The sequence below is a fragment of the Polynucleobacter sp. MG-28-Ekke-A2 genome, from assembly GCF_035012985.1.
Lineage (GTDB): Bacteria > Pseudomonadota > Gammaproteobacteria > Burkholderiales > Burkholderiaceae > Polynucleobacter.
This window is the reverse complement of record NZ_JAYGQU010000039.1, coordinates 1-3,686: the sequence shown is the minus strand read 5'-3', so window position 1 is coordinate 3,686 and position 3,686 is coordinate 1. Positions and strand designations below refer to the sequence as shown.

Below are 3,686 nucleotides of genomic sequence, written 5' to 3'. Positions count from 1 at the left end.
CTCAAGCCAAACTCAATGCAGTAGCAAGGCAACTCAATGAACGCCCTAGAAAAACACTAAACTATCAAACACCGGCAGAACGTTTTGCCCTAACTGTTGCATCGACGGGTTGAAATCAAGACCCATAAGCGACCACCAAAGAAAAACCACCCGACGGTGGTTATAGTATTCCTTGGTTGCCTGAGGTGGAATCACTTTACCAACCTAGGTAAAGGGAGCCCCATACCCAAACCCTCGCTTGGGGCTAGCTTGCGATTATCCTTTCTCACTGTCTAGGTGAGACATCATAGGCTCAGCATATCGCGTTCCAGCTGCTACACCCTCAGGAAAAGCCTCATCTAGCATTTGCATTTCTGAGTGACTCAAATGGATTTCCAAGGCCTTTAGCGAATCTCCCAAGGTTGCCATTCTTCTGCTACCTATCAGCGGGAAAATATCACTGCCCTTGCCTAACACCCAGGCAATAGCTATTTGAGGAACTGAGGCATTTTTCTCTCGCGCCAAGTTCCTAATGACATCCAGGGAGGCCAAGTTTTTTTGTAAGTTCTCGCCTTGAAAGCGTGGGCTGTAGGCCCTAAAGTCACTGGGAGTGATCGGAGTTTTTCCCCAGCTCGGATCAAACAGCCCGCGAGATAAAACTCCGTAGGCGGTGATAGCAAGGCCCAACTCTTTGCAGGTATTTAATACCGATTTTTCGATGCCTCGACTAAAGAGAGAGTATTCAATTTGTAAATCACAGATTGGATGAACGGTCATTGCCCGTCTAATGGTGTCACTACCTACTTCAGATAATCCAATATGCCTTACATAGCCTGCCTTAACCATATCAGCAATGGCACCAATCGTCTCTTCAATCGGGACATTGGGGTCAAGTCTTGCGGGTCTATAGATATCTATGTAGTCAACCTTTAAACGCTTCAGACTGTATGCTAGGGAAGTTTTAACTGCGGCTGGTCTCCCATCAAATCCATGCCATGCGCCGCTTGGATCTCTTTGAGCGCCAAATTTCACGCTTAATAAGTAGCGCTCTCTTGCTACTGCGCTAAGCGCCTCAGATAGCAATAGTTCATTGTGGCCCATGCCATAAAAGTCGCCAGTATCGAGTAAGGTAATTCCCGAATCTATTGCCATCCGAATGGTCGCAATAGATTCGTCACGATCAGCTGGGCCGTAAAAGTCTGACATACCCATGCAGCCTAAACCGAGAGCTGAACTTAGAGGTCCATTTTGACCAAGTGTATTTGTTTTCATACTTTTTCTAGTGATCTTAGTAGAGATTGCCAATTGTAGTTAGGAGATCCGAAATACTGTCAGTTATTAACAAAACATTCGTAAAGCTGGGGGAAAGGACTACACCAAGTAAAAATAGCCCAAACTTGGGCTATTGAGATTCTTAGTAGCTGGGACGGATTGACTGACACCGGAGGCTAATAACCCCTTACTTTACAGACCTTTTTGGACGTTTTGAGCCCTCCAAGGGAATTTAGGCAACCGGGCAGAAGTCGACCCATAAGAGACAATTGATGACAAAGAAAAACCCCCCGGAGGTAGTTTTGGCGTTTCTTGGTTTCCCAGGGAGGAATCGAACAAGGACCTAGGACATAAACCCGCGCCAAGACTAAAGCCTTAGTTGGCGACGCTGATTACGTTAGCGCACCCAGAAAGGCAATTGCTATTTGCAGGCCACAGGTTCAATAGGCTTATATTGACTGGCTCTTTGTGCCATCGATTCAAATCGTCCTCGCATACTGTTTTTTATAAAATATTCAACGATGGCTAAAGGAATAAATGAGTTTGGCTCTATTTGAGAGTCATACTTAAAAACTGTTTTATCTTTTTCCTCTAATAGCTTCCAAGTACCTTTGTAAGATCTGGTATCGCCACTGATTTGCTCAAAAGTTAAAGATTTATTTGGGAGCTCCGTATATTCCACTGTTGATTTCATATCAATAGAAAAAAAGAGAATTTGCTCTTCAACTACCCTGTACACGCGAACTTTATTGCCTACCCTTGAAACAATCTTTGCTTCAACTATTCCTGGGATATTTTTAGAGCCCTCATAGTCAGTTAGGAATGTATAGGCACTACAGATATTCATTGGTACAGAGTAACTTACTTGAACATGAAATTGACCATCGACACGACTCACGTTCACCTGCACATCAAAGGGATTGGTATTATCTTGAGCAAAGCTCTGAGAGATAAAGAAGGCTAAAGCGAGTGTTAAAAACCATTTCATTGGCTGATTTTAGGGGCTTATAGGTTCTGCCGTTTTAAACGACGTCGACTGACACATGGATGCCATATTGATTTGTCCTTTTGAAGGGCGCTTCTTGATGGGGAGATCCGAGATTAATGTCGCCTAACCCAGCTAAGCCATAAAAGAAAATAGCCCAAAAAGTGGGCTATCGTAATTCTTGGTGGCCCGGGGCGGAATCAAACCACCGACACAATGATTTTCAAATATCCTCCGATAGACCGCTTTCGCAAGCATTTCAAGGGCTTGGGTCACTAGTCTTGGCTTGTTTAAAAATTATGCGTCCTTGTGCCGGTCAAATTTAGCAATGAAATCAAAATCTTGCGAAGGGTAATTTTTCTGTGTGTACAGATTGTGTTGCCAGAGCCCTCCAGTCAACCACCATAGTGTCTGTAAGTCGTTTAAAACGACGTTTCTATACGGGGTCAATATGAGTCATGACATTGAGCACAGGTAATTATTTTTTAATTTGATTGCCAGCGTTTAGCGCAATGTCGTGCCCACTCTTGACGGTAGCACTTGCATCCACATCAATATGGACATCCACCAAAATCATGTCACCCATCTTGCGAGTTCGTAGATCGTGAAAGCCCCTAACACCATCAGAGGACTTAATAATCCCCTCTATCTGATGGTGCTCTTGTTCTGATACTGCTCTATCCATCAAATCATGCAGAGCGTCCCAGCCAAACTTCCAACCCATCTTTGCCACCATTAAGCCGACTACTAAGGCGCCAATAGCATCAAAGATTGGATGCCCCAATAAAGCGCCAACTATACCAATAGAAACGACCAATGAAGAAGCCGCATCAGATCTCGCATGCCATGCATTGGCTACTAGCATAGAGGAGCGAACCTGCTTAGCCACTGCCAACATATATCTAAACAGTATTTCCTTAGCAACCAAAGAGGCTAACTCGACATACAAAGCTAGGATTTGAATTTGTGCGGCAGGCATTGGATTGATAATCTTTTCTCCAGCCTTAAAGAGCATGGCAGCACCAACGGCTAATAAGGAAAACCCTAAAAATAGAGAGGCGGCAGTTTCATAGCGTTGATGCCCATAGGGGTGATCTTCATCCGCATCTTTAGAGCTATGGTGGTTAGCAAAAAGTACGACGAAATCTGCAATCAAATCTGTTGCTGAATGAATACCATCTGCAATCAAGCCCTGTGAGCTAGACACAATGCCTGCAAAAACTTGAGAGATGGTTAAGCCAATATTAACCATGACGCTAACTAACGTGCTCTTCTTGGCTGCTGCCTGCTTAGTAGGCGTTTGTGATTCGTGATCTTCTATTTCGACCCTGTAAATAAATTTGTGTAAGTTCCCTCGGCCAATTAACCTTCACAGAAGGATAGCCACATGGAACATCACACAATGGATCGTAGTAAATTACAAGCCTTAGCCAACGAACTAGCCAAGGAT

General features: G+C 44.1%; 3 protein-coding genes. All 3 read right to left on the bottom strand.

Annotated elements, in window-relative coordinates; translation table 11 throughout:
- Positions 1-255 precede the first annotated feature (255 nt).
- Positions 256-1,251, bottom strand: a complete 996-nt coding sequence (locus VC188_RS11750) for an aldo/keto reductase (RefSeq protein ID WP_323484085.1) — start codon at positions 1,249-1,251, stop codon at positions 256-258.
- Positions 1,252-1,672: 421 nt separating this feature from the next.
- Complete coding sequence (locus VC188_RS11745) at positions 1,673-2,239, bottom strand: SRPBCC family protein (RefSeq protein ID WP_323484084.1); 567 nt, start codon at positions 2,237-2,239, stop codon at positions 1,673-1,675.
- A gap of 475 nt (positions 2,240-2,714) precedes the next feature.
- Positions 2,715-3,572 (bottom strand): cation diffusion facilitator family transporter, encoded by an 858-nt coding sequence (locus VC188_RS11740; protein ID WP_323484086.1) that lies wholly within the window; start codon positions 3,570-3,572, stop codon positions 2,715-2,717.
- Positions 3,573-3,686 lie beyond the last annotated feature (114 nt).

Coding starts and splice junctions, on each gene's coding strand:
- VC188_RS11745 (WP_323484084.1), bottom strand. CDS start 2,239: ATGAAATGGTTTTTAACACTCGCTTTAGCCTTCTTTATCTCTCAGAGC.
- VC188_RS11750 (WP_323484085.1), bottom strand. CDS start 1,251: ATGAAAACAAATACACTTGGTCAAAATGGACCTCTAAGTTCAGCTCTC.